Origin of the sequence: Nonomuraea sp. NPDC049309, from assembly GCF_043196965.1 — a bacterium.
Taxonomy (GTDB): Bacteria; Actinomycetota; Actinomycetes; order Streptosporangiales; family Streptosporangiaceae; genus Nonomuraea; species Nonomuraea fastidiosa.
Window position 1 is genome coordinate 578,026 of record NZ_JBICSH010000006.1, and the last position, 21,236, is coordinate 599,261.

The following is a 21,236-nucleotide window of genomic DNA, read 5'->3' on the forward strand; positions in this document are numbered from 1 at the left end:
CCGCGCGGTCCCTCCCGCACCCGTTGTCACGTGAGCTCCTGGTCGATGCGGATGAACGTGGCGCCCTGGGAGACGGCGCGGGCGCCGAGCACGTGGCCGTCGCACATGCGGGTCTCGCCGCCCGACCGGTCGATCACCTTCCACGTCACCGGTGCCCCGCACGGCTGGCCCGGCCGCGGGGTGCTCCGGCTCCACCCGCACACCCGGCACTTCGACACGCCCGCCATGGAGGAGAGCGTGTTGCCGTGCTCGGGGCAGACCGCCCAGGTCAGGCCGCACGGCTCCACCTGGAGCCGGGCCAGCTCGGCCGCCGCGCGCCGCAGGTCGTCGGTGCTCCTGGCCAGCCGGTCGGCGGCCTGCCGCGCCGCCGCCAGGGGGTCGGCGCCAGGCGATGCGCCGGCGGCGTCCGTGGTGGTGACAGGGGGAGTGGCGCACAGGGCGCGGACCTCGGCGGCGAGTGCTTCTGCGCGGTTCGCGAGTGCCCGCAGGTGCGCCGGAGTGACGGTCATGGACGCTCCACAGAAGGCCGATACGGTGACGATCTCGACCCTACGTCCTGGCCGGCGGCGCCCACATCCGGAGCGCCGCGTTCTCTGAGCCGACCAGGTCGGGCCGGTGCGGGGGCCGGCACGCACGCGCGCCCCGGCGGCTCGATGGTCAGGCCGGCGCGAGTTCGAGGTCGCCGGAGTCGCTGGTCAGCTGGATCGTGCGCGGGGCCTTGGCGTCGCCGGCCGTCTTGATGTCCTTGTCGCCGGAGTCGGTCCTGGCGGTGATCCGGTACGGCCCGTCCGGGACGCGTACCTGGGTGTCACCCGAGTCGGTCTCGGTGGTGAGCGCGTCCGGCGGCCCGGCGAAGGCCAGCTTCACGTCGCCCGAGTCGGACTTCGTGACGACCCGCTTGCCGGTCAGCTCGTCGCCCTTGATCGAGCCGGAGTCGCTGGTGACCTCCACGTCGCCGGCCACGCCGATCAGCGTCACGTCACCCGAGTCGGACGTCAGCTTGAGCCGGGTCGCCTTGGGCACCTCGACCCGGTAGGACACGTCGCAGGTGACGCCCGCCGCGCCGAGCCCCCACACGGTGGGGCACGTGAAGGTCAGCTCCAGCGTGTCGCCGCGGACGTCGTGGGATGTGGCCGGCTTCTCCTTGCGCCACTGCAGGCGCTCGGTCACGTGGACGCCCTCGCGGTCGGACCCGACCACCTCGATGGTGCCGCTGTCGGTCGTGACCCGCAGCGCCGCCACCTTGTCAGGGACGTCGTACGAGACGGAGTCCTCGCTCGCGTAGCCCCCCACGCCGCAGGCCGTCGTCACGGCCGCGAGCCCGGCCAGACCCGCGATCAGCACCGCTCTCCTCATCGTCATGTCTCACCATTCTTCCGGGGCGGGCCCGCTTCGCCCTCCGGGTCATCCCTGGAATCACCCCTGAGAGCCGCCCCTGCGGCGGCTCAGGACAGGTCGCATGTCGTCGTCGGTATCCACGGATTGGCCGGCATCTTGGCGCTGACGTTGGAGTAGTCCGGATACTTCCACCGGCACACCGCCGCCAGGTCGATCGTCGAGTCGGAGCCGTTGCAGCCGGTGTAGGTCCACCCGGCGGTGTACGAACCCGAATAGCCCTTGGCCTTGCAGTACGCGTCCACGTCCTGCCACGAGACCGTGCCCGTGGTGGGCTCGGGGGCGGGCGCGGCGGAGGTGCGCTTGGACGCCGGTGACCTCGACGCTTGCGTGGTGGGCTCGGGGGTGCGGGTCGCCGGTCTGCGGGTGGGTGTCGCGGTCGCCTTCCTCGTCGGAACGGTGGTCCGCGTCGGAACGGAGGCGGGGGTCGGGGCGGCGGTCGTGGCGGGGGCGCGGCGCGATGCGGTGGGTGTGGCGGATCTGGGCCGTGAGCTGGCCAGGTCCTTCGCCCTGGGGGTCTTGGCCTCGGTGGGCTTGCGCTTCTCGGTGGGCTTTCCCGTGGGCTCTTCTGCGGGTTCTTCGGTCGCCGTCTCGGCGGTGGGCCGCCCCGGCGGCTGCGTGGCGGTGGGTAAGGGGGTGAGGGCGGCCGCCTCAGGCCGGGAGACGGCGGGCGACAGGGCGTACCAGCCGATCCCGGCGGCGGCGATCACGGCCACCGCCCCGACCGGGACGGCCACCTTGAGCGCGCGCGTCCTGCCGCTAGGAGCGGGCCCGGTGGCGAGCGCCGCCCCCTGCACCTGCGCGCTCGGACCGGTATCGGCGGAGGACGGTCCTTGCACGGCGCCGAAGGGTCCGGACGGCGGGTCTGCCGGGGATGGCGGATACCCGGACGGGTTCCCGGGGTCGGACGGCGGGTTCGCGGGGTTCAGCGCGGGACCCAGGCCGGGCATGCGCGGATCCGTCAGCGAGGCGAACGCCCGTAACCGCTCGACCACCTGTGCCGACGTCGGGCGGCGCGCCGGATCTTTGGCCAGGCAGTCGCGCAGCAGCCAGCGCAGCCGCTCGTCCAGCGGCGTCAGGTCGGGCTCGCTCGTCAGCACCGCGTGCAGCGTCGCCGGAATGCCCTCGCCGCCGAACGCGCGCCGGCCGGTGGCCGCGTAGTACATGGTGGCGGCCCAGGCGAACAGATCGGCGGGCGGCCCCACCTCGCCGCCGGAGATCTGCTCGGGGGCCATGTACGCCGGGCTGCCGAACGGCTGGCTGCTGATCACCGACAGGCTCTGGTCGAGCGCCTTGGCGATGCCGAAGTCGATCACCACGGGACCGTCGGGCCCGAGCAGTACGTTGGCCGGCTTGAAGTCGCGGTGCACCACCCCGGCGGCGTGGATGGCGGCCAGCGCCGTGGCCGTGTTGATCGCCAGCCGGTGCAGCGCCGCCGCGCCGCGCGGCCCGCCGTCGCGTACGGAGACCTGCAGCGACGGCCCCGGCACGTACTCGCTGACGATGTACGGCCTGCTCCAGGCGAATCCAGAGTCGAGCAGCTGGGCCGTGCAGAACGGCGCCACCCGCTTGGCCGTCTCCACTTCGCGCAGGAAGCGGTCGCGGGCGTCGTCGTCGGCGACGAGGTGGGCGTGCAGCAGTTTGATCGCGACGAGAGGGCCGCCGGGGGCGCGGCCGGCGTACACGACGCCCTGCCCGCCGCTGCCGAGCCGCCTCTCGATCCGGTAAGGGCCGACCGTGGCGGGGTCCTCGGGGGACAGGGGCGGCAGGCCGTTGTCGTCGGTGTTCAGGGCGTCGTCTCCGTGGTCGGGATGGTGGGGTCACCGGGGGGCGTGTGCGCCCAGGGCGAGTCCGGGACGGGCGCACCCGGCGGCAGCCGGGCGACCAGCCCCTCGACGGCCGCGCTGAGCAGCAGCACGAAGAGGTCCTCCGGGGTGTGGTGGGGGATGCCGGCCATCGCCTGACGCAGCAGCGCCGAGTCGCCCATCGAGGCGAGCGCCTGCGCGACGACCGGCGACCCGGCGATGGTGGCCCGCTCCTCCTGGGCCACCGTGAGGCCGAGCGCGATGAGCGCGATGCCGGAGGCGATGACGGTCGCGGCGGCGGGATCGTAACCGCGCCGGCCGAGGGCGCGCAGCTCCTCCTCCATGAGCCGGACGCCGGACGTCCCGCGCGGGAAGAGGCGCAGCATGTACGAGGCGCAGCCCGGATGGGCGAGCGCGAAGCGGTGCAGCTGCAGCGCGAAGCTCACCAGATGGGGAACGAGCGGCTCGTCGGGGTCGTCGACCATCTGCAGTTCGCCGAGTATGGCCTCGCCGACCAGCGTCTCCAGCTCGGCGCGGCTCGGCACGTGGCGGTAGATCGCCGCCGTGGTGACGCCGAGCGCGTCGGCGACGCGCTGCATGGTCAGCTCGTTGAGCCCGATCCGCTTGCCGGCCGCGATCACGTCGTCGACGGTGAAGCTCGCCGGGCGGCCACCCGTCCGCACCGGACCACCCCCTAAGTTATGGGCCATAACTTAGGGGGCCGGCAGTGCCCGCGCAAGTGGTTCGGATTGCTGGAACGTTCCCGGGTCGCAAGCCCGTCAATGGCGCGTCGCGCCGCGCCGTCCGGCCCTTGCGGGTCTTGAGTAACCGTTGAAGCAGTGCCGCGCGGGGCGGGGCGATGTGACGAGTTCGCCTATGTCCGAGGCCGGACCGTGTCCTTTGAATTGCTCTTCAACACCGCCGTTTCGGCGCCTTTGAAGGCCGAACCGCGGGCCTCGCCGGTCCGTACCCGGAATCGGGAGGTGGAGGGTATTCTTTAGTGTTGACCAGGGAAAGCGCCGGAGGACGGGCCATCGGAGGCACGACACGCCCCTGAGATGCGATTCCTGCTGAAGAGCGTTACAGTACCTGCAACGTAAACGTATTTGGAGCACCTAATGGCGAAGCGCATTGTTGAATCCTTTATCGATGACATCGACGGCAGTGAAGCCGAGGGCACGACGAGGTTCGCGCTCGACGGCACCAACTACGAGATCGACCTGTCGGGAGCCAACAGAGAGAAGCTCGAGAAGGCGCTGGCGCCGTTTATCACGAAGGCCAGGGCCGTCCGCGCCGAGCGGGGCGGCCGCGGCCGTCGCAGCGGCTCCTCGCGTGCCGTGAGCCGCGAGAAGGCCACCGAGATCCGTAAGTGGGCCAAGGCCCAGGGTCTGCCGGTGAGCGAGCGAGGCCGCATCGCCTCCTCCGTCGTCGAGCAGTACGAGGCCGCTCACTGACGGATCCGCGCAGGGATCCGCACACGGATTCGCTGACGGACGCGCCGAGGGGCGCGACGACCTCGCGCCCCCTCCGTCCGGCAGAGCCGGTGACGTGACTCCTCGCGCCGGAGGCGCCCGCTTCGCCGCCTTCGCCGCGCGCCGCCGGACAGGGTCGAGCCCCTCACCGGGCCCCTATCCGGCGAGCGCCGGAGTCGCTCCACCGTCTCCTCTCAGAGCCGCTCCTCCCGAGCAGGGCGGAGGCCGGGAGAGGAGCACTCACGGCGGCCACGGCCGGGCCCGCCATCACTGCACACGCGGGCCGGCCGCCGCCGAGCACGCACCACTGAAAGGTCCGCACGGCCGGGCCGCTCCGGGCAGGTGCGTTCCGAGAAGTCCTTACGGCCGGTTCGCCCCGAGCGGGAGCGCTCGCGTTCGCCCCGCAGGGGAGCGGCCTCACCTGACATCCGCGCTGCCGAAGAACACGGGCAGCGCGCGCTCTTCGCTCTCGACGCCGTCGCCATGCGCGACGAGGCGCTCCTGTACGTTCGCGGCCCCGCCGGCGGGCGGCCGCGCCGCGCCGTCCGCCGGCTACGACGGGGCAGAGCCCGTCAGCAGCTGGTCGGGCACCACCTTGGGCAGGCCGCGCAGCCACGTCTCCAGGTCGGACGGCCACCATCGGCCGGCCGCCAGGCGGCCCAGCTCGTGGGCGACCGCCGACGATGAGGCGGGCACCGGCACCACCCGTACGGGCGCCGCCCCCGCCAGCACGCCGAGCCACCAGTGCCGCCACGTCTGGGGCATGTCGGCCGACTCCAGGACCAGGTAGTAGTCGGGCAGTGCCAGCCGGTCGGCCCGCAGGTCGGCCAGTGCGGCCTCGATGGCCACCTCCAGCGCGCCGACCACGCCCGTGCCGTCGAAGTACGCGGTCCACGCCGCGGCCACGTCGGCCAGCGGGTCGGCGTCGTGCACCACGTACGTGGCCGCCGACCTGGCCGCGAGATCCGTCACCTCGGCCGCGGTGCGCTCGCCGCGCCGGATCGCGTGGACGTTGTGCCGGTCGTCCAGGCCCGCGATCACGTCAGCGGCCTTGTCCCCGGCGACCACGACCACCGTACTGCTCAAACGCCGCATATCCGGCAGTTTATGCGCCCGTCGAAGGGACGAGCCGGCTCACTTCTGCTCGGCCAGCCACTCCTCGAACGTGGTCGGCATGATGCGTACGCGCTCGCCCGGCAGCAGCACGTCACCCGCCATCGCAGGACCGAACAGGCCCGACCAGGTCGGCACCAGCTTCACCTCGCGTCCCCGCGCCTGGTGCGTACGCCGCGCCATGTCCACGAGGTCCTGCGGGTCGGGCCCGGCGATGTCGGCGTGGCGGCCCTGAGGCTCGCCGAGCGCGACCTCGGCCAGCACGGCGGCGACGTCATCGGGCGCGATCGGCTGGATGAGCAGCGGCGCGATGGTGGCCACGCCGTCCTTCTCCGTCCAGCTCGCGACCATCTCCGCGAAGTCGTGGAACTGCGTGGCCGGGACGATCGTCCACGGCACCGGCCCGGACTCCACCAGCCGTTCCTGCTCGCGCTTGCCGGCGTAGTGGGCGTTGCCCGGCACGCGGTGGACGCCGGCGATCGACAGCAGCACGTGGTGCCGCACCCCGGCGCGCTGCTCGGCGGCCAGCAGGTTGCGGGTGGTGGCGCCGAAGTAGGCGACCGTCTCCTCCACGCTCGCGGGCTGGCCGCTGATGGCGTCGATGACCGCGTCGGCTCCGGCCAGCGCCTGGTCGAGCCCTTCGCCGGTGGTCAGGTCGACGCCGAGCGAGCGGCTGATGCGGACGACGTCGTGCCCGCCGCCCTCCAGGATGGCGGCCGTCCTGGAGCCGATGTTGCCGGTGGCGCCGGCGATCGCGATGCGCATGATGATCTCCCCCTTGTGGTCCGATATGTCACGGACCTTATCTCGGACTTTCTGGATCCGCAATATCGCAGATTATGCTGGTCGTCGTGAAGCTGCCTGTGAGCACCGAATGGCTGTTGCACTGCGCCACGACGCTGGCGCAGCTCGAACCGGGAGCGACCGCGTCGGCCGCCCAGCTCGCCGACTACTACGACCTTCCCGCTCCTTACCTGGCCAAGCAGCTCCAGGCGCTGGTCAAGGCGGGGGTGCTGGCGGCCACGACGGGGCCGAAGGGCGGGTTCAGGCTGGGGCGGCCGGCGGATGAGATCACGCTGCTGGAGATCGTGGAGGCGGTGGACGGTGGCGCCTCGCCGTACGAGTGCCGGGAGATCCGCATGCGGGGGCGCGGCGCGCTGCCGCCCGAGGACTGCCGGGAGACGTGCGTCCTGGCGGCCAAGATGTACGAGGCCCACGAGGCCTGGCGGCGCAGCCTGGCGGGGGTCACGCTGGCGGACGTGCTCGCCGACCTGCCGTCCGGGGCTCCGGCCCGTACCCGCTCCATCATCGCGGGCATACCGAGAACGCCCCGCTGACCCCTGCGCATGGCAGGGGCCGGCGGGGCGTACGCGTGGCTGCGCCCGGCCGGCTCCGAAGAGCGGAAGGGGGCCGGCAGGGCGTGGATGGTGTCACACCGGGGGCCGCGCGGAGGGAGGAGGCCCGCGCCTCGCCCGGTGTTCCGCCGGGGCCGCGCGGGGAGAGGAGGTCCGCGCAGCACCCGGTGGGAGCCCGCCCGGTCGCCACGACCGCCGGACGGGCCCGGTCTCATCAAGCGGGCTCACGTCTCATCAGGCGGGCCCGCTGCTCATCGCATCGGGCCGTTGCTCATGGCATCGAGCCCGCTGGTCATGACGCGAGCCCGCTGGTGATCACGCCCACGCGGTGCTCACTCCACGAGCTCGATGGCGGCGCCAGGGCACACGGCGGCCGCCTCGCGCACCGCGGCATGCCGGTCGGCGCCCGGCGACTCGTCCAGCAGCATCACGATGCCGTCGTCCTCGCGCTGGTCGAACACCTCGGGCGCGAGCAGCACGCACTGCCCCGCGCCACAGCACTTGTCCTCGTCGACGATGACCTTCATCGGTTCCTGTCTCCTCTCGGACGGGGGTCACCAGCGGACGGGCAGCGTACGCAGGCCGCCGACCGCCAGCCCCTCCACCCGCTCCAGCTCTTCCACCGGCACGGCCAGCTCCAGCGACGGGAGCCTGCGCAGCAGCACCTCCAGCACGACCTGCAGCTCGGTGCGCGCCAGCGCCTGGCCCAGGCACGAGTGCGCGCCGGAGCCGAACGCGAGATGCGGGTTCGGGCTGCGGGTCATGTCCATCTCGGAGGCGTTGGCGAAGACGCGCTCGTCGCGGTTGGCCGCCGCCATGCTGCAGATCACCGTGGTGCCCTTGGGCAGCACCTCGCCGCCGACCTCCGCCTCGACCGGCAGGTAGCGGGGCAGGCCGATGCCGGCGTTCGCGTCCATGCGCAGCGACTCCTCGACCGTCGTGCGGATCAGCGACGGGTCGTCGAGCAGCCGCTCCCACCGGCTCCGGTCGGCGAGCAGCATCGCGACCATCTTGCCGATCATGTTGGCGGTGGTCTCGTGCCCGGCCACCAGCAGCCCCATGCCGGTCACGAGGATCTGCAGGTCCGACAGCCCGCCCTGCTCGGGGCCGCCGGCCGCGAGCAGCTCGCTGAGCAGGTCGTCGCCCGGTTGCTCCCGCTTGGCGGCGACGTGGCCGGACATGTACTGGAAGAACTCCGCCTGGGCGGCGTCGATCTCCTCCTTGGTGTAGCGGGTGAGGTTGAGGAACGTGTCCGACCAGTACGAGAACCGGTCGCGGTCCTCGGCCGGCACTCCGAGCATGTCGCAGATCACGTACACCGGCAGCGGGAAGCCGAGCGACGCTCTGAGGTCGGCGGGCGCGCCGCGCTCGACCATGTCGTCGATGAGGTCGTCGGCGATCCGCGTCATCGAGGGCCGCAGGCCCGCCATCCGCTTGGCCGTGAACCACCGGCCCACCAGCCGCCGCCAGTGCTGGTGGCCCTCGCCGCCGTCGGGGATGACCTTCGTGATGTCGCTGCTGAACGCCCCGCCGCCGTCCGCCGACAGCCGGGCCGCGTCGGGGGCGGTGAGCCGGCGGGTGAAGCGCGGGTCGGCGAGCACCGCCTTGACGTCCTCGTACCTCGTGATGAGCCGCGCGCCGTCGCCGCTCGGCAGCTTCACGTGCGCGACCGGGCACTCCTCGCGCAGCCGCGCCCACTCCGCGGGCGGGTCGAGCGCCGCGTCGTTGGGGATCGGGTAGTTCAGGACCTGCTCTGTGGCACTCATGCGGCCTCTCCTCGTGTACGGATGATCCGCCGCCCTGCGCAGGCGGCTCGGTGACGCCACCTCACGCGGGCGTGAGGTGCTGCTGGCGCAGCACGCGGGCCTGCTTGGCCATGTTCCAGCCGAGCACGCCGGTGATCCGGCCGTCCTCGCGGTAGACGGCGGCGAAGCGGCGCTGCTCGGGGTCGCCCTCCGCGATGCTCGTCTCGGCCGCCGCGGACGGCAGGCCGTGCGCCTGGATCTTGACGTCGTACTGGTCGGTCCAGAAATAGGGGATCGGCGTGTACGCCCGGTTCGCCCCCAGCAGGTTGGCCGCCACGACCTGGGCCTGCTCGGTGGCGTTGGTCCGGTTCTCCAGGCGCAGCTTGCGGCCCAGCCCCTCGTGCCGCCAGGACGCCACGTCGCCCACCGCGTAGACGCCGTCGGCCGCCCGGCAGCGCGCGTCGCACTCCACCCCGTCGCCCAGTCGCAGCCCGCTGCCCTCCAGCCACGCGGTGGCCGGTCGCGCGCCGATGGCCACCACCACGGCGTCGGCGTCGAGCGTCTCGCCGGTGGCCAGACGCACGCCCGTCACCCGACCGGCCGCGCCGGTCAGCGCTTCGACGGCGACGCCGAGCCGCAGCCGCACCCCGTGCTCGGCATGCGTACGGGTCAGGTGATCGGCGATGACGTCGCCGAGCTGGTCGGCGAGTATCGCCCGGCCCATGCCGGCGAGCGTCACGTCGAGGCCCATGCCCCTGGCCGTCGCCGCGATCTCCGCGCCCAGCACGCCCTCGCCGACGACCACCAGCCGCCTGGCCGCGGTCAGCCCGAGGCGCAGCGCGAGCGAGTCGTCGAGGCCGCGCAGCACGTGCACGCCCGCGAGACCGTCCTGACCCGGCAGCCGGGACGGGACCAGGCCCGTCGCGATGACGACGGCATCGGCGCGCACCACGCGGCCGGACGCCGTGGTGACCGCCCGCGCCTCCACGTCCAGGGCCGTGGCCGGCTCGCCGCGTACGAACTCGGCGCCCAGGGCGTCGAGCTGCTGCTGCATGCGGAGCTGTGCGCGCTCCGGCTCCCACGCCCCGGCCAGCACCTGCTTCGACAGCGGCGGCCGGTCGTAGGGGAGGTGCGGCTCGGTGTCGAGCAGCGTCAGCCGCCCGGTGTAGCCGTTGCGCCGCAAGGCTTCGGCCGTGGCGAGACCCGCGGCCGAAGCGCCGACGATCAGGATGCTCTCTGGCGGTGTCACTCCGCCTTCCTCCCGCCTCCAGCGGCGTATATGCGCATACGTCCAGGTCCTTTCCGGCGTCTCGCCCCGAACATTACCCTGCACATGTAGGAAAACCTACACCTGTCGTCAGAAGGTAGGCTGAAGCGCGTGGCGACCTCGAGAGCAAGCAGCACACCATCGGGTGACCGGCGCGTCCGCCGCACCCAGGCCGCCCTCGCCCGTGCCCTGCTCCGGCTCGTCGAAGAACGCGACCTGTCCCGCATCGCCGTCGCCGACGTCGCCGAGCTCGCCGGGGTCAGCCGCTCGACCTTCTACGACCACTACCGCGACGTCCACGAGCTGGCCGAGGCCGCCTGCACCGCGATGATCGACCGGCTCATCGAGTCGCTGCCCATGCCGGACGTCGACGCCGAAGACCCGCTCGCCGAGGCCGCCGCATCGCTTGAGGCGTTCTTCGCCAGCCTCGCCGAGCACGCCGGGCTCTACCGCGCGCTGCTCGGCCCCCAGGGCAGCGCCCGCGTCGCCGACCACATCCGCCGCCGCACCGCCGCCGCCATCCAGGCCCGCCTGCACGAAGAGTGCGCCCGAGCCGGCGCCGGTGCGCCGGAGCCGGCCGTCCGAGCCGGCGCCGGTGTGTCCGATCCCGCCGCTCATGCGTCTGAGCCTTCCGTCCGGGGCGGCGCGGGTGCGTCCGAGCCCGTCGCCCGTTCTGGCGAGCCCGGCGATCGTGGCGGCTCGCCGGACTCGCACGACGTGGTCGCCGCGTTCACGGCCGGAGCGCTCATCGGCGTCGCTTCGGACTGGCTCCAGCGCGGCCGCCCCCGCACTCCGTCGGAGATGGCTGCGCTCACCTGGCCCCTGATCGCCGCCGTCCACCCCGTCCCGGCCCTCCAGACACCGTCCCGCACCCCCGCGATGGACGACGCCCGCCCGTGACCCGCTGCCCTCGCCGGGCGCTCGGCCCGGTCTCGAACCCGGGCGGTCGATCAACCTAGGATGCGGTTCATGCCGCTGCACCTCCCCCCGCCCGACGACCGGCTGTCCGGACACACCGGCTGGACCAGGGCCCATTGGGAGGCGATGGCCGACCATCTGCTGGACTCGGTGGTCCCGTACGCCACCGAGGGCTTCGCCCAATACCGGCTGCCCGGCAGGCCCAGCATCTCCGGCACGGTCAGCGACGGGCTCGAAGGCTACGCGCGCACGTTCCTGCTGGCCGCGTTCAGGATCGCGGGGGCGCGCGGCGAGGTGCCGCCCGAGCTGATCGAACGGTACGCGACCGGCCTGGTCTCCGGCACCGACCCCGGCCACCCCTACGCCTGGCCCGAGCTGACCGACATGGCGCAGCCGCTGGTCGAGGCCGCCTCCATCGCGATCGCCCTGCACGAGACCCGGCCCTGGCTGTACGACGGGCTCACGCCGCGGCAGCAGGAGCGGGTGGTGGACTGGCTCGCCGGGTTCATCGGCAAGCGCACGCCGGACAACAACTGGGTGATGTTCCGGGTGATCGTCGAGCAGTTCCTGGCCGAGGTGGGCGGCCCGTACGAGCCAGGCGAGATCACCGGCGGCCTCGAACGCGTCGAGGAGTGGTACACCGGCGACGGCTGGTACACCGACGGCAAGGGCAAGAACTACGACTACTACTGCGGCTGGGCGCTGCACCTCTATCCGTCGCTGTGGGCCAGGATGGCCGGCGACGCCGCCCGCGCCGAGCGGTACGCCGGGCGCCTGCGCCTCTTCCTCGAGCAGTACCAGCACTTCTTCGCCGCCGACGGCGGGCCCGTGCATCAGGGGCGGTCGCTGACGTACCGGTTCGCGACCGTCGCGCCGCTGTGGCTGGGCGCGCTGACCGGCGCCACGCCGCTGCCGCCGGGACGTACCCGCCGCCTGGCCGGCGGCGTGCTGCGGCACTTCGCCGAGCGCGGCGCGCCCGACGAGCGCGGCCTGCTCACCCTCGGCTGGTACGACCCCTTCCCGCCGGTCGTCCAGCCCTACTCGGGCCCGGCGTCGCCGTACTGGGCGAGCAAGGCGTTCCTCGGCCTGCTGCTGCCGCCCGAGCACCCGGTCTGGACCGACCCCGAGGAGCCGGCCCCGATCGACCTGGCCGACCAGAGCGTGGCCATGCCCGCGCCCGGCTGGCTGATCGAGGCCACGCACGGCGACGGCGTCGTGCGCCTGTTCAACCATGGCAGCGACCGCGACCGCGTGAGGAGTCCCGGCGGCCCGCCCGACCCCCACTACCTTCGGCTCGCCTACACCAGCCACACCGGGCCCGAGGCGGGCGGCGTGGACAACGACCTGGCCGTCATCGCGCCGGACGGCGCCACGCATCTGCGGCGGGTCATCGAGCCTCTCGCCGTCGCCGACCGGTTCGCCGCCTCGGCCTGGCAGGACGGTGAGGTACGCGTGGTGACGGCGGTCGTCGCGGCGGGCGCGTCGGAGATCAGGATCCACCAGGTCACCGCGCCGGCCGGGCACCACGTGCGCGACGGCGGCCACGCCCTGGCGGATGCCGCGCCGCCCGAGTTGCGTCAGGGCGACGGCGTGGCATCGGCCCGCCGCGCGGACGGCCTGACCAGCGCCATACGCGCCCTGCACGGTTTCACCGGCACGGGCCTCGCCACGGCGGAGCACGCCAACGCCTTCGGCCCCTGCTCCGCCACCCCGTACGCCGTCGCGACGGGCCATCCCGGCGGCACCGCCGTCTACGTCAGCCTCGTCCACCTGTCGGGGACGCAGGCCGAGCCGCCCGCGCCGGCGGTGACGGTGACGGACGACGCGGTCGTCCTGGGCCTGCCGGACGGGGAGACGGTCACCGTCCGCCTCGGCCCCGTCCCCACCTGCGTCCGCTGACCCGCCGCGGCCGGCAGCCGGCGCCGTCGGACGGGGGGCGCCGCTACGCTGCCGCGCTCCCGGCACGCGGTCGAGGTCGTCGCCGCGCCGGCGGGGCGCCGCCCCCTCGGAGGGCGCCCAACCGGCGGCGCGAAGTCACTTCTTGAAGGCGTCCTTCACCTTCTTGCCCGCGTCCTTCACCTTCTCGCCGGCCTGCTTCAGGCCGCCCTCGGTCTGGTCGGCGCGCCCCTCCGCCTGCAGCCGCTCGTCGTCGGTGGCGTCGCCGATGTTCTCCTTCGCCCGCCCCTTCAGCTCCTGAGCCTTGTTACGGATCTTGTCGTCGGTGCTCATGCCCGTTGCCCTCCCGCTCGCCGGAATGTCATCCCTTCCCCTGACCGAGCGGGAGGGCGGGAAACATCAGGCGTTCCTGAGGTGCTCGGCGGGCGACGGCCAGGACGCGAGCCGGGCGTGGATCTCCTCGCGCACCGGGAGCGTGAGCGCCTCGGCGTACGCGCCGGACAGCAGCTCCTCGATCGAGACCCGCTCGCCGGTCTCGGCCGCACGGACAGCCGCCTCCACCATGGCCAGGCTGCCGATGTTGCGGGCGATCGCCCCGGACGGCGACGGGCCGCCGCGCACCGCCGCGACGAACTCCACCAGCGCCCCGGCGATCTGCTCGTGCTCGCCCGGCGGCACGTCGGCGGCCCCGTCGAGGCTGGAGGTGACGCGCTGCTCGCCGTCCCAGGTGGCGCTGCCGCCGGGGCCGACGGCCCGCCACGCGCCGTTCCACGAGGTCTCCAGCCCGTCGGCGCACCAGCTTCCGTTGTAGACGTAGCGGGCGCCGCCTTCGAAGCGGAAGGTGGCGGTGGCGGAGGCGTCGCCGCGGTACCAGCTCCACGGCGGGTTCCAGCTCTCGCACGTCACCGACTCCGGCTCGGTGCCGAGCAGGTAGCGGGCCGCGTCGAAGGCGTGGATGGCCATGTCGACGAGCAGCGGCTGGGCCATCTCCTCGCGGAAGCCGCCGAAGCGCGGCCCGCGGAAGAAGGTCGTGGAGAGCAGGCCCGGCGGGCCGAGCCTGGCGATCAGCCGCCGGTACTCGGCCAGCGCGGCGTAGTAGCGGCGCGACTGGCTGATCATCAGCAGCCGCCCCGACGCCTCGCTGGCGGCGGCCTGCACCATGGCCTCCGCCAGCGTCGGCGCGGCCGGTTTCTCGCACAGCACGGGCACTCCGGCGAACAGCGCCTCGACGCTGACCGCGGTGTGCGCGGCGGGGACGGTGACGTTGACGACCGCGTCCGGCTCGGCCCGCGCGAGCAGCTCGCCGAGCGAGCCCGCGACCGGGACCTCGAGGCCCGTCTCGCGTATGGCGGCTCGCGCCCGCTCGACGTCGAGGTCGGCCACCCCGGCCACCTCGACGTCGCCGGAGGCCGCCAGCGTGCGCAGCCAGGCCATGCCCATCGCGCCCGCGCCCACCTGGACGACGCGCAGCGGCCCGGCGTTCACTCGGCGTCCTCAACGTGCGCGTCGTTGTTGTGCGTGTCCTTGTTGTGCATCTCCTTGTTGTGCATCGCACCCCGGTAGTCGTGCCCGTTGAAGAAGTCGCCCATCTCATAGCGCAGCAGGGTCGGCAGCGCCCGCCGGTCGGGGTCGCCGGCGGCCCACTCGACCCCGTTGGCGATCACCTGGAGCACGTCGGGATGGTGGTAGACGGGGTAGTCCTGGTCACCCGGGCTGAAGTAGAAGATCTTGCCGTTGCCGCGGCGGAACGTGCAGCCGCTGCGGAAGACCTCGCCGCCGGTGAACGAGCTGATGAAGATCAGCTCGTCGGGGGTGGGGATGTCGAAGAACTCGCCGTACATCTCCTGGGCGGGGATCTCGATGGGGTGCGGCACGCCCCGCGCGATGGGGTGCGTCGGGTCGACCGTCCAGATCAGCTCGCGGTCGTTCGCGCTGCGCCAGCGCAAGGTGCAGGTCGTGCCCATCAGCCTGGTGAAGATCTTCGACCAGTGGCCGGAGTGCAGCACCACCAGGCCCATGCCGGACAGCACGTGCCGGTGCACGCGTTCGACCACCTCGTCCGCCACTTCGGCATGCGCGGCATGGCCCCACCAGGTCAGCACGTCGGTGCCGGCCAGCACCTCCTCGGTCAAACCGTGCTCGGGGTCGTCGAGGGTCGCCGTGGAGACCTTCGCCCGCTCGCCCAGCCGGGCCTCGATGCCGCGCCTGATGGCGTTGTGCATGCCGTCGGGATAGATCTCCCGCACGTGGGGTTCGACCTGCTCGTGCCGGTTCTCGCCCCACACCAGGACATTGAGGGTTCGAGCGTTCATGCGGACGTCCTTTCCACTCGTCACTTGACCGCGCCGCTGACGGCGCCGGCCGCTATGTAGCGCTGAGCGAAGATCAGCAACAGGCCCGCGGGGATGGACGCGAGCACGGCGGTCGCTCGTCATCCAGGACTACGGTGGACGGCGCGGGCCGGTGTTCCGCGCGCCGGCGGCCGCCCCGCCGCACGCCGACAGGGCGAGGGGAACGAGGACCGCTGCGACAGCCACTGCAGGCGCCTTCCCGTGACGCTTTCGTGCTGTCTCCATGTGAGCTACTCCTTGGGGGGTCGCCACGGAGTCGATCAAAGGGGTCGATCAAAGGGGTCGATCAAAGAGGTGGATCAGGGGGTGGATCAGGGGGGCGAACAGAGCCGGAAATGGATCGGTGACAAGGAGAAAAGGGCTGCGGGAAGTGATCCGGCCGCTCGGGGCGGGGCCGGAGGCGGCGTGTTGTAAAGCGCTTAACCGTGTCGGCTTGACCGCTATGTTGCGCCTTCCTCACCGTGATGTCAATAACAAGTTAAGCGCTTTACGAAACACCGGCGGGCGATATAGTCACAGGTGCTTGGCGCGGCCTTGACGAGTCGGGAGGCGGCATCACATGGTCACGATGCGCGACGTCGCCGAGCGGGCGAACGTCTCGATCGCCACGGTCTCGTTCGTCATCAACGGCACCAAGCGGGTCGCGCCCGAGACCCGCGCCCGCATCGAGGCGGCCATCCAGGAGCTCAACTACCGGCGCAACGTCGTCGCCCGCGCCCTGGCCAGCTCGCGCACCCGCATACTCGCGCTCGCGCACCCCGATCTCGAGCCCAAGCCCAACGCCACGGTGATCCAGTTCGTCATGGGCGCGGCCCACGGCGCCCGCGAGCGCGGCTACGACCTGGTGCTGTGGCCGGTGAACGACGACGAGCAGATGTCGCACCTGCTGGCCGGCGGGCTGGTGGACGGCGTGCTGCTGATGGAGGTGCAGATCCGCGACGCGCGGGTGGAGCGGCTGCTCGCCTCGCAGGTGCCGTTCGCGCTGATCGGCCGCACCGAGGACGACGACCTGCCGTACGTCGACATCGACTTCGCCGCCACCATCCACCAGGCCGTCGAGCACCTGCGCGGCCACGGCCACGAGCGCGTCGCGCTGGTCACCCAGCGGGCCGGCGCGGCCGGGGAGCCGGGCCGCATCAAGCGGGTGGAGTCGGCCTACCTCGACGCGATCACGCCGCTCGGCCACCCGCCCGCGGTCATCGCCGTGGAGAGCACCAGCGCGGGCGGCAGGGAGGCGGCGCGCCGGCTGCACGACGACTTCCCCGAGGTGACGGCCGCCGTCCTGGTCAACGAGGGCGCCGCGGCCGGGCTGGTCAAGGGCGCCAGGGCGCTCGGCAGGCGGGTGCCCGGTGACCTGTCGATCATCTCGGCGGCGACCACGCGCGAGCTCGGCGAGATGATCGAGCCCTCGCTCACCGTCATGGCCGCCCCCGCGGCCGAGCTGGGGCGGATGGCCGCCGACGCGCTCATCGACCGCCTCGAAGGCGCCGGCGAGGCACCGCCCAGCGTGCTCATCCCGTGTGCTCTGGTGCCCGGCGAGTCGGTGGGACCGCCGCCGGCGCGCTGACGTCGAGCCCCGCGTCCCGGCCGACCAGCCTGGCCAGCGCCTCCTGGGCCGTCGCCCGTACGGCGGCGGGGTCGTCGAGGTCGAACCCGACGACGAGCCCGTCGCGCAGCACGAGCAGCAGGTCGGCCGTACGCTCCGGGTCGGGGTGCCCGGCCTCGGCGAGCAGGTCGCGGTAGAGGTCGCGGTTCCAGCGGCGGTGCTCGGCGATGGCCTGCCGCACGGGGTGCGCGGGGTCGGGGTATTCGGCCGCGGTGTTGCGAGCAGCTCTTCGCCGCCGGCTACGCCTCCTGCTTCGCCTCCGCCCTGCGCCTGGTGGCCGGGCAGCGCAAGCTCGACGTCGCCGACGCGGCCGTCACCGCCGAGATCGGCCTGTCGCCCAACGGAACGGGCGGCTTCCAGCTCTCCGCGACCCTGCGGGTCGAGCTGCCCGACCACATCGGCCCCGAGGAGGGCCGCGCGCTCGTCGAGGCCACCCACCAGGTGTGCCCGTACTCCAACGCCACGCGCGGCAATATGCCGGTCGAGCTGGTCATCGAGTAGCCCGCCGATCCTTAAGGGTCTTTGTCAGGGAATCTCCCGAAGATGGCGGCCGACGTCACCGCTGTGATGTTCTGGCCTCCGGGGGAGACGCGTGGGCAGACTGTGGGGCCGGTCGTTGCGGACGCGGCTTGCGATGTTCGCCAGTATCACGATGCTGCTGCTGAACGTCATCGTGAGCGTCTTCGTGCTGCTCGGAATCAGGGGCGAGGTCGCCGAGATCCGGGCCCACGATCTGTCCACAGTGGCCGTACGCGTGCTCATCATGATCAAGCAGCAGCGGTTGCCGCAGGTGCTCGAGCCGCACGGCGTGGACGGCATCCAGGTCGTCGACCAGACCGGCCGGCCGGTCGCCTGGACGCCCAACCTGGCGGGGCAGCCGCGCCTGACCACCGCGCTGCCGGGCCGCGACCAGGCCAACGCCAGCGGGACGCTCTGCGGCCTGCGGGCCTTCGGCGGCAAATGCAAAATCGTCATCTCCGTGACGGCGTACCAGCCGGAGGGGGAGTGGCACGTCTACACCTTCGGCCCCGCCGTGCCCTGGTACGTCAGCCCGCAGACCATCCTCTTCCAGATCGGCGTGTCGGCCGCGCTGATCGCGCTCACCTGGTTCGGGGTCTCCCGCATCGTGGCCAAGACGCTGGCCCCCGTCGGCAGCATCACCAGGAAGCTCGCCGAGATCAGCGCGGGCGGCGGCGGCCTGCGGGTCCCCGTACCCGACACCGACGACGAGATCAGGGAGCTGGCCGAGACCAGCAACCAGACCCTCGAACGTCTGGAGGGCGCGCTCACCGGGCTGCAGGAGGCGATGGAACGGCAGCGCAGGTTCGCCACCGACGCCTCCCACGACCTGCGCAGCCCGATCACCGCGATGCGCACGCAGGTGGAGGACGCCCTGCTCCACCCCGAGGACGCCGACTGGCAGGAGACCGGCAGGAAGGTGCTGGCCAGCCTCGACCGGCTCCAGGCGATCGTGAACGACCTGCTCACCCTCAGCAAGCTCGACGCCGGCGCCCCCGACGAGCGCGCGCCCATCGACCTCGGCGAGCTCGTCGCCACCGAGACCGCCCGGCCGCGCAGCAAGGAGGTCGTCACCAGCCTGCAGACCGGCGTCGTCGTCACCGGCGACCGGCTCCAGCTCGCCCGCCTGCTGACGAACCTGCTCGACAACGCCGAACGGCACGCCGAAAGCAAGATCATCGTGACCGTGCGGCGCCAGGGCGACGAGGCCGTGCTCGAAGTCGTCGACGACGGCGCGGGCATCGCGCCCGAGCAGCGCGAGGTCGTCTTCCAGCGCTTCACCCGGCTCGACGCCGCGCGCAACCGCGACGCCGGCGGCACCGGGCTCGGCCTGCCCATCGCCAGGGAGATCGCGACCTCCCACCTCGGCACGCTGACCATCGAGGACTCCGACGTCGGCGCCCGGTTCGTGCTGCGCCTGCCGATCCTCGAGGACTGACCTTCGCGCTATCGGGGCACATGCACTTCCGGACCATGTTTGCGCCACCACCGAGGAAGGAGCCCACATGGAACAGCCGGGGACCGGTAGCCGGAACGTCCAGGCGGCCGCAGGGGAGGCACGCGGCCACGTACGCTGCACGCCACCCGCCGCCGCCGAGCTGTTCGAGATCGCTGTCCTGGACACCTCCGGCGGGGACCCCCACTGGCACACCATCGGCTGGGGCGTGGACCGCAGCGAGGCCGACTCGATCGCGCGGTCGTACGTCTCCCGGCCCCTGTCCCCGTACGAGGAGGCCAGGATCCGGCAGAACGGGCACTTGGTGGGCGTGCACCGCCGGCAGACCTGAGCCTTTCCGGCACGCCGGCATCCGGCACGCCGGTCGTCAGCCGCGCTCGTCCATGACGCCGTACGCCGTCGCGCGGAAGAGGAACGACGCCCACGACCGGTAGGGCCGCCAGGCGTCGGCCAGCCGCCGGTACGCCGACGGCGGCGTGTCCTCGGGCAGCCCGTACGCCTCGCGCAGGTTCGCGAACAGCCGCGGCTCGTCACCGGGGAACGCATCCGGCGCGCCCGCGCCCCTGATGAGGATCAGCCCCGCCGAGAACGGCCCCACGCCCGGCAGCTCCCGAAGCTGCGCCAGCGCCTCCTCCGGCGTGAGCGAGCGCAGGTGCTCGGTGGTGAGCAGGCCGTCGAGCGCCGCCCTGGCCAGGCCGCGCAGCCACTCCTCCTTCTGCGCGGGCAGCCCGAGCCCGCCCGCGTCCAGCAGCGAGACGGGCGGCGGGAACGCGACCAGCCGCTGCCCGTCCACCTCCACCTCGGCGCCGTACCGCTCCGCGATGCGCTGCTTGATCGCGGAGGCCACGACCATCGACGAACGCTGCACGATCACCGCCCAGCAGGCCGCCTCCCACGGGCTCCAGAAGCACACCGGCCGCAACCCGGGGCGCAGCCGCTGCAGATCACCGAGCACCGGGTCGGCCTCGCCCACCTTGGCGAAGCCGGTGCCGTCCACGTCCAGCGACAGGATTCGCGCCACCTCGCCCCTGATCGCCGGACCGGCCGGACGCGTCGTGGCGACCCGCACGCCGCCAGGGGCGGCCGTCACACGCACGCCGATCGGCCGCCAGTCGGCCTCCGCGCAGTAGGCGAAGCGCAGCGACCGCCCGTCCGACGGCAGCCTGCTCGTGACCGGCCAGTCCTCCACGAAGCGCAGGGAGTCGGCGAAATCGAACGGGCCCTCGGCGGTCAGCGTGAACTCGTGCGTGGTCATGCCGCGTATCGTAAGCGCGCCCGGCCGTACCTTCAGGACCGGGCACTACCCTGAAACCCTGCTGCCGGCGTCACGGGAGGGGGACGGGGATGCGGATCGGCGAGCTTGCCGCCAGGACCGGCGTGAGCGTGCGCGCGCTGCGCTACTACGAGGAGCAGCGCCTGCTCGCCTCCGAGCGCACCGCCAGCGGGCAGCGCGTCTACCCCGAGAGCGCGGTGGAACGGGTCCGGCTCATCCGGCAGCTCTTCGCCGCCGGGCTCGCCAGCAAGGCCATCGAGCCGATCATGCCGTGCGTGGTGACCGGCGAGGTCGTGCCCGAGCTGCTCGAACGGCTGCGCGCCGAGCGCGAGCGCATGGACGCCAAGATCAACGAGCTGATCGCGGCCAGGGACAAGCTCGACGCCATCCTCGCCGGCGCCGACGCGGCCGCCCACAAGGGCAGGCCCTGCCCGCGCTGATCTCGGAGCCGGTGGGCCTCAGCGGGGGCGGAAGGCGTCGAGGAGCAGGTTCACCGTTCTGTGCCGGAGGTCGTCCGGCCAGCCGGCGGCGAGCGCGCCGTGGGTGACGGCGGTCAGCAGGGCCATGACTTCGTCGAGACGCACGTCCGCGCGGACCGTCCCGGCCTCGCGCGCCGCGTCGAGCAGCCTGGCGAAGACGTGGTCGAGCGCCATGATCTGCTCGCCCGGCTCGATGGGCGTGCCTTCATCGGCGAGCAGGCTCACCACGGCACCGGCTCCGGCCGAGCTGCCGACGAGGAACGTGAAGTACTCGAAGAACGCGGTGGCCGGATCGCCGCCGGCGATGAGCGCCTCCGCCTTCTCGATGAGCCGGCGCCGCAGATCCTTCATGATCGCGGCGAGGAGGTCGCGCTTGGTGGGGAAGTGGCGGAACACCGTCCCGATGGCCACGCCGGCGCGGGCGGCGACCTCCTCGGTGGACGCGGAGGCACCGCGTTCGGCGAACACCTCCTCGGCGGCGGCCAGGATGCGGGCGCGGTTGCGCCGGGCGTCGGCGCGCATGGGCTTGCTGTCGGTCATCCGTCTGCTCGTTGACAAAAGTGAGTCAGGGACTCATATTCATAAA

The 21,236-nt window shown here is 72.8% G+C and carries 24 protein-coding genes; 9 read left to right on the plus strand and 15 right to left on the minus strand.

What is annotated here, in order from left to right; all coding sequences use genetic code 11:
- Positions 1-26: 26 nt before the first annotated feature.
- The 4 genes from ACGFIM_RS34235 to ACGFIM_RS34250 all read right to left on the minus strand — a co-directional run bounded on the left by ACGFIM_RS34235 (position 27) and on the right by ACGFIM_RS34250 (position 3,883).
- Positions 27-509, minus strand: coding sequence for a hypothetical protein (locus ACGFIM_RS34235; RefSeq protein WP_393209164.1), 483 nt, complete (start codon positions 507-509; stop codon positions 27-29).
- 148 nt (positions 510-657) lie between these two features.
- On the minus strand, positions 658-1,362 hold the full coding sequence (locus ACGFIM_RS34240) for a DUF4097 family beta strand repeat-containing protein (protein WP_393209167.1): 705 nt from the start codon (positions 1,360-1,362) through the stop codon (positions 658-660).
- Between the two features lie 83 nt (positions 1,363-1,445).
- A complete protein-coding gene (locus ACGFIM_RS34245; RefSeq protein ID WP_393209283.1) occupies positions 1,446-3,185 on the minus strand; it encodes a protein kinase in 1,740 nt (579 codons plus the stop codon).
- Positions 3,182-3,883, minus strand: a complete 702-nt coding sequence (locus tag ACGFIM_RS34250; RefSeq protein ID WP_393209169.1) for a TetR/AcrR family transcriptional regulator — start codon at positions 3,881-3,883, stop codon at positions 3,182-3,184. The genes ACGFIM_RS34245 and ACGFIM_RS34250 overlap by 4 nt, the downstream gene beginning before the upstream one ends.
- 435 nt (positions 3,884-4,318) lie before the next feature.
- On the opposite strand from ACGFIM_RS34250, the gene ACGFIM_RS34255 reads away from it, so the two are divergent.
- On the plus strand, positions 4,319-4,654 hold the full coding sequence (locus ACGFIM_RS34255) for an Lsr2 family protein (protein WP_393209172.1): 336 nt from the start codon (positions 4,319-4,321) through the stop codon (positions 4,652-4,654).
- Between the two features lie 570 nt (positions 4,655-5,224).
- Here the strand turns inward: ACGFIM_RS34255 and ACGFIM_RS34260 are convergent.
- Together ACGFIM_RS34260 and ACGFIM_RS34265 are read right to left on the minus strand one after the other, a co-directional pair.
- Positions 5,225-5,767 (minus strand): hypothetical protein, encoded by a 543-nt coding sequence (locus ACGFIM_RS34260; protein ID WP_393209175.1) that lies wholly within the window; start codon positions 5,765-5,767, stop codon positions 5,225-5,227.
- Between the two features lie 39 nt (positions 5,768-5,806).
- Complete coding sequence (locus tag ACGFIM_RS34265; RefSeq protein WP_393209178.1) at positions 5,807-6,550, minus strand: SDR family oxidoreductase; 744 nt, start codon at positions 6,548-6,550, stop codon at positions 5,807-5,809.
- 86 nt (positions 6,551-6,636) lie between these two features.
- Between ACGFIM_RS34265 and ACGFIM_RS34270 the strand changes: the two genes are divergently transcribed.
- Complete coding sequence (locus ACGFIM_RS34270) at positions 6,637-7,122, plus strand: RrF2 family transcriptional regulator (RefSeq protein WP_393209181.1); 486 nt, start codon at positions 6,637-6,639, stop codon at positions 7,120-7,122.
- A gap of 350 nt (positions 7,123-7,472) precedes the next feature.
- Here ACGFIM_RS34270 and ACGFIM_RS34275 read toward each other — a convergent pair whose 3' ends face one another.
- The 3 genes from ACGFIM_RS34275 to ACGFIM_RS34285 all read right to left on the minus strand — a co-directional run bounded on the left by ACGFIM_RS34275 (position 7,473) and on the right by ACGFIM_RS34285 (position 10,134).
- Positions 7,473-7,667, minus strand: coding sequence for a ferredoxin (locus ACGFIM_RS34275; RefSeq protein ID WP_393209184.1), 195 nt, complete (start codon positions 7,665-7,667; stop codon positions 7,473-7,475).
- A 27-nt stretch (positions 7,668-7,694) separates the two neighbouring features.
- On the minus strand, positions 7,695-8,906 hold the full coding sequence (locus tag ACGFIM_RS34280) for a cytochrome P450 (RefSeq protein ID WP_393209187.1): 1,212 nt from the start codon (positions 8,904-8,906) through the stop codon (positions 7,695-7,697).
- Positions 8,907-8,967: 61 nt separating this feature from the next.
- Positions 8,968-10,134 carry an NAD(P)/FAD-dependent oxidoreductase gene (locus ACGFIM_RS34285; RefSeq protein WP_393209190.1) on the minus strand — a complete coding sequence of 389 codons (1,167 nt, stop codon included), beginning with the start codon at positions 10,132-10,134 and terminating at the stop codon, positions 8,968-8,970.
- 129 nt (positions 10,135-10,263) lie between these two features.
- Here ACGFIM_RS34285 and ACGFIM_RS34290 point away from each other — a divergent pair, with 129 nt between their 5' ends.
- The gene (locus ACGFIM_RS34290) at positions 10,264-11,052 is read left to right on the plus strand and encodes a TetR/AcrR family transcriptional regulator (RefSeq protein WP_393209193.1); all 789 of its coding nucleotides are present in this window, start codon (positions 10,264-10,266) and stop codon (positions 11,050-11,052) included.
- Between the two features lie 69 nt (positions 11,053-11,121).
- On the plus strand, positions 11,122-12,969 hold the full coding sequence (locus ACGFIM_RS34295; RefSeq protein ID WP_393209196.1) for a DUF2264 domain-containing protein: 1,848 nt from the start codon (positions 11,122-11,124) through the stop codon (positions 12,967-12,969).
- Positions 12,970-13,104: 135 nt separating this feature from the next.
- Here the strand turns inward: ACGFIM_RS34295 and ACGFIM_RS34300 are convergent, their stop codons facing one another.
- The 3 genes from ACGFIM_RS34300 to ACGFIM_RS34310 all read right to left on the minus strand — a co-directional run bounded on the left by ACGFIM_RS34300 (position 13,105) and on the right by ACGFIM_RS34310 (position 15,278).
- Complete coding sequence (locus tag ACGFIM_RS34300) at positions 13,105-13,299, minus strand: CsbD family protein (protein ID WP_364057984.1); 195 nt, start codon at positions 13,297-13,299, stop codon at positions 13,105-13,107.
- Between the two features lie 66 nt (positions 13,300-13,365).
- On the minus strand, positions 13,366-14,451 hold the full coding sequence (locus ACGFIM_RS34305) for a Gfo/Idh/MocA family protein (RefSeq protein ID WP_393209199.1): 1,086 nt from the start codon (positions 14,449-14,451) through the stop codon (positions 13,366-13,368).
- Positions 14,448-15,278, minus strand: coding sequence for a ThuA domain-containing protein (locus tag ACGFIM_RS34310; RefSeq protein WP_393209202.1), 831 nt, complete (start codon positions 15,276-15,278; stop codon positions 14,448-14,450). Before ACGFIM_RS34310 ends, ACGFIM_RS34305 begins: the two co-directional genes overlap by 4 nt.
- Positions 15,279-15,876: 598 nt before the next feature.
- On the opposite strand from ACGFIM_RS34310, the gene ACGFIM_RS34315 reads away from it, so the two are divergent.
- Positions 15,877-16,884 (plus strand): LacI family DNA-binding transcriptional regulator, encoded by a 1,008-nt coding sequence (locus ACGFIM_RS34315; RefSeq protein ID WP_393209205.1) that lies wholly within the window; start codon positions 15,877-15,879, stop codon positions 16,882-16,884.
- On the opposite strand, the gene ACGFIM_RS34320 is transcribed toward ACGFIM_RS34315, so the two are convergent.
- Positions 16,829-17,104 (minus strand): hypothetical protein, encoded by a 276-nt coding sequence (locus tag ACGFIM_RS34320; RefSeq protein ID WP_393209208.1) that lies wholly within the window; start codon positions 17,102-17,104, stop codon positions 16,829-16,831. The genes ACGFIM_RS34315 and ACGFIM_RS34320 overlap by 56 nt on opposite strands.
- A gap of 20 nt (positions 17,105-17,124) precedes the next feature.
- Here ACGFIM_RS34320 and ACGFIM_RS34325 point away from each other — a divergent pair, with 20 nt between their 5' ends.
- From ACGFIM_RS34325 to ACGFIM_RS34335, 3 genes are all read left to right on the plus strand, one after another.
- A complete protein-coding gene (locus ACGFIM_RS34325) occupies positions 17,125-17,424 on the plus strand; it encodes an Ohr family peroxiredoxin (protein ID WP_393209286.1) in 300 nt (99 codons plus the stop codon).
- A 133-nt stretch (positions 17,425-17,557) separates the two neighbouring features.
- On the plus strand, positions 17,558-18,880 hold the full coding sequence (locus ACGFIM_RS34330) for a sensor histidine kinase (protein WP_393209211.1): 1,323 nt from the start codon (positions 17,558-17,560) through the stop codon (positions 18,878-18,880).
- A 67-nt stretch (positions 18,881-18,947) separates the two neighbouring features.
- Positions 18,948-19,229, plus strand: coding sequence for a hypothetical protein (locus ACGFIM_RS34335; RefSeq protein WP_393209214.1), 282 nt, complete (start codon positions 18,948-18,950; stop codon positions 19,227-19,229).
- Between the two features lie 36 nt (positions 19,230-19,265).
- Here ACGFIM_RS34335 and ACGFIM_RS34340 read toward each other — a convergent pair whose 3' ends face one another.
- Complete coding sequence (locus ACGFIM_RS34340; RefSeq protein WP_393209216.1) at positions 19,266-20,153, minus strand: DNA-3-methyladenine glycosylase family protein; 888 nt, start codon at positions 20,151-20,153, stop codon at positions 19,266-19,268.
- 89 nt (positions 20,154-20,242) lie between these two features.
- Here ACGFIM_RS34340 and ACGFIM_RS34345 point away from each other — a divergent pair, with 89 nt between their 5' ends.
- Entirely contained in the window at positions 20,243-20,611 is a 369-nt protein-coding gene (locus ACGFIM_RS34345) for a MerR family transcriptional regulator (protein ID WP_364057951.1), read from the plus strand.
- Positions 20,612-20,629: 18 nt separating this feature from the next.
- Here the strand turns inward: ACGFIM_RS34345 and ACGFIM_RS34350 are convergent, their stop codons facing one another.
- Complete coding sequence (locus ACGFIM_RS34350) at positions 20,630-21,190, minus strand: TetR/AcrR family transcriptional regulator (RefSeq protein WP_378784773.1); 561 nt, start codon at positions 21,188-21,190, stop codon at positions 20,630-20,632.
- Positions 21,191-21,236: the final 46 nt, after the last annotated feature.

What these genes read in the sequence shown, in the direction of transcription:
- ACGFIM_RS34235 (WP_393209164.1), bottom strand. Translation starts at nt 509, where the DNA reads ATGACCGTCACTCCGGCGCACCTGCGGGCACTCGCGAACCGCGCAGAA.
- ACGFIM_RS34240 (WP_393209167.1), bottom strand. Translation starts at nt 1,362, where the DNA reads ATGACGATGAGGAGAGCGGTGCTGATCGCGGGTCTGGCCGGGCTCGCG.
- ACGFIM_RS34255 (WP_393209172.1), top strand. Translation starts at nt 4,319, where the DNA reads ATGGCGAAGCGCATTGTTGAATCCTTTATCGATGACATCGACGGCAGT.
- ACGFIM_RS34260 (WP_393209175.1), bottom strand. Translation starts at nt 5,767, where the DNA reads ATGCGGCGTTTGAGCAGTACGGTGGTCGTGGTCGCCGGGGACAAGGCC.
- ACGFIM_RS34265 (WP_393209178.1), bottom strand. Translation starts at nt 6,550, where the DNA reads ATGCGCATCGCGATCGCCGGCGCCACCGGCAACATCGGCTCCAGGACG.
- ACGFIM_RS34275 (WP_393209184.1), bottom strand. Translation starts at nt 7,667, where the DNA reads ATGAAGGTCATCGTCGACGAGGACAAGTGCTGTGGCGCGGGGCAGTGC.
- ACGFIM_RS34280 (WP_393209187.1), bottom strand. Translation starts at nt 8,906, where the DNA reads ATGAGTGCCACAGAGCAGGTCCTGAACTACCCGATCCCCAACGACGCG.
- ACGFIM_RS34295 (WP_393209196.1), top strand. Translation starts at nt 11,122, where the DNA reads ATGCCGCTGCACCTCCCCCCGCCCGACGACCGGCTGTCCGGACACACC.
- ACGFIM_RS34300 (WP_364057984.1), bottom strand. Translation starts at nt 13,299, where the DNA reads ATGAGCACCGACGACAAGATCCGTAACAAGGCTCAGGAGCTGAAGGGG.
- ACGFIM_RS34310 (WP_393209202.1), bottom strand. Translation starts at nt 15,278, where the DNA reads ATGAACGCTCGAACCCTCAATGTCCTGGTGTGGGGCGAGAACCGGCAC.
- ACGFIM_RS34315 (WP_393209205.1), top strand. Translation starts at nt 15,877, where the DNA reads ATGGTCACGATGCGCGACGTCGCCGAGCGGGCGAACGTCTCGATCGCC.
- ACGFIM_RS34330 (WP_393209211.1), top strand. Translation starts at nt 17,558, where the DNA reads ATGTTCGCCAGTATCACGATGCTGCTGCTGAACGTCATCGTGAGCGTC.
- ACGFIM_RS34335 (WP_393209214.1), top strand. Translation starts at nt 18,948, where the DNA reads ATGGAACAGCCGGGGACCGGTAGCCGGAACGTCCAGGCGGCCGCAGGG.
- ACGFIM_RS34340 (WP_393209216.1), bottom strand. Translation starts at nt 20,153, where the DNA reads ATGACCACGCACGAGTTCACGCTGACCGCCGAGGGCCCGTTCGATTTC.
- ACGFIM_RS34345 (WP_364057951.1), top strand. Translation starts at nt 20,243, where the DNA reads ATGCGGATCGGCGAGCTTGCCGCCAGGACCGGCGTGAGCGTGCGCGCG.
- ACGFIM_RS34350 (WP_378784773.1), bottom strand. Translation starts at nt 21,190, where the DNA reads ATGACCGACAGCAAGCCCATGCGCGCCGACGCCCGGCGCAACCGCGCC.